Source organism: Nonomuraea sp. H19 (genome assembly GCF_052068215.1).
In the GTDB taxonomy this organism is placed as follows: domain Bacteria; phylum Actinomycetota; class Actinomycetes; order Streptosporangiales; family Streptosporangiaceae; genus Nonomuraea.
The window spans coordinates 1-1453 of sequence record NZ_JBQHCV010000114.1 but is presented as its reverse complement, the minus strand read 5'-3'; the positions used below and the strand labels follow the sequence as shown (position 1 = coordinate 1453).

Annotated in this window: 1 protein-coding gene; it reads left to right on the top strand. The window is 66.1% G+C overall.

Annotated elements, in window-relative coordinates; all coding sequences use genetic code 11:
• Positions 1 to 69 precede the first annotated feature (69 nt).
• Complete coding sequence (locus ACTMTI_RS56805; protein ID WP_441129398.1) at positions 70 to 1446, top strand: IS30 family transposase; 1377 nt, start codon at positions 70 to 72, stop codon at positions 1444 to 1446.
• The last annotated feature ends 7 nt before the right edge of the window (positions 1447 to 1453 follow it).

Genomic DNA, 1453 nt, shown 5'->3' with positions numbered 1-1453 from the left:
AGGGCGGATTCAACTGGTCGTCGCAACACCTTGATCCGGAGGTGTTGCATGGGGAGACCAGCGGGGTGGATGACGACGCGCACGGGACGTCCGGCAATGCGGTCGCCGGGACGGCCTCCGATCCGTCGGGACGTGGAGCGGGCGTTCTGGAAGAAGATCGCCGAAGGGCTAACCAGCGAGGATGCCGCCCTGGTTTGCGGCGTGTCGGGACCGGTCGGGTCCCGGTGGTTCCGCGAGGGTGGCGGCATGCCGTTGATCGAGCTCAGCCCGCCATCAGGCAGGTACCTGTCGTTCGCCGAGCGCGAAGAGATCGCCCTGCTCAAGGCTCAGCACAAGGGGGTTCGCGAGATCGCGCGCTGTCTGGGCCGGTCGCCATCGACCATCTCCCGGGAACTGCGGCGCAATGCTGCCACACGGGGTGGCCGCCTGGAATACCGGGCATCGATCGCGCAGTGGAAAGCCGAGCTGATGGCGCGGCGCCCCAAGACACCGAAGCTGGTGGCCAATGACCAATTGCGGGAGTACGTGCAGGCCCGGCTGGCCGGTCAACTCCAGGGTCCGGACGGCAAACCGGTAACCGGCCCACAGCCCTCAGCCTGGAAGGGGCGGAACAAGCCTCGGCGTCAAGACCGCCTTTGGGCGCTGTCGTGGAGTCCTGAGCAGATCTCCAACCGGCTCAAGGCGGACTTCCCCGATGATGAGTCCATGCGCATCTCGCACGAGGCGATCTACCAGGCCGTGTTCATTCAAGGCCGCGGAGCGCTCAACCGAGAACTGGTCGCCTGCCTGCGCACCGGTCGTGCGCTGCGTGTCCCACGTGCCCGCAGCCGACGTCAAACCAGCGGCCACGTCACCCCCGACGTGGTCATCAGTCAGCGGCCCGCTGAGGTGAAGGACCGCGCCGTCCCGGGCCATTGGGAAGGCGACCTCATCATCGGCGCCGACCGCTCCGCGATCGGGACTCTGGTGGAGCGCACGACACGGTTCACCCTGCTGTTGCACCTGCCCAGGATGGAGGGCTACGGCATTCAGGAGCGCGTCAAGAACGGCCCGGCGCTGGCCGGCCGCGGCGCCGAAGCTGTGCGGGACGCGATCACCAAAGAGATCACCGGGTTGCCTGAGCAGCTACGCCGCTCACTGACCTGGGACCGTGGAACGGAGTTGGCCCAGCATGCTCAACTACGCATCGACACCGGCTTGAGAATCTATTTCGCCGACCCCCACAGCCCCTGGCAGCGTGGCACCAATGAGAACACCAACGGCCTGCTGCGCCAGTACTTTCCCAAGGGCACCGACCTGTCACGATGGAATGGCGAGGAGTTAGCGGCCGTTGCGCTTGCGCTCAACGCCAGGCCCCGAAAGACCCTCGGGTGGAAGACGCCTGCAGAAGCCTTCAGCGATCATCTAAACTCGCTGCTGAGCAGCAGTGTTGCGACGACCCCTTGAACCCAAG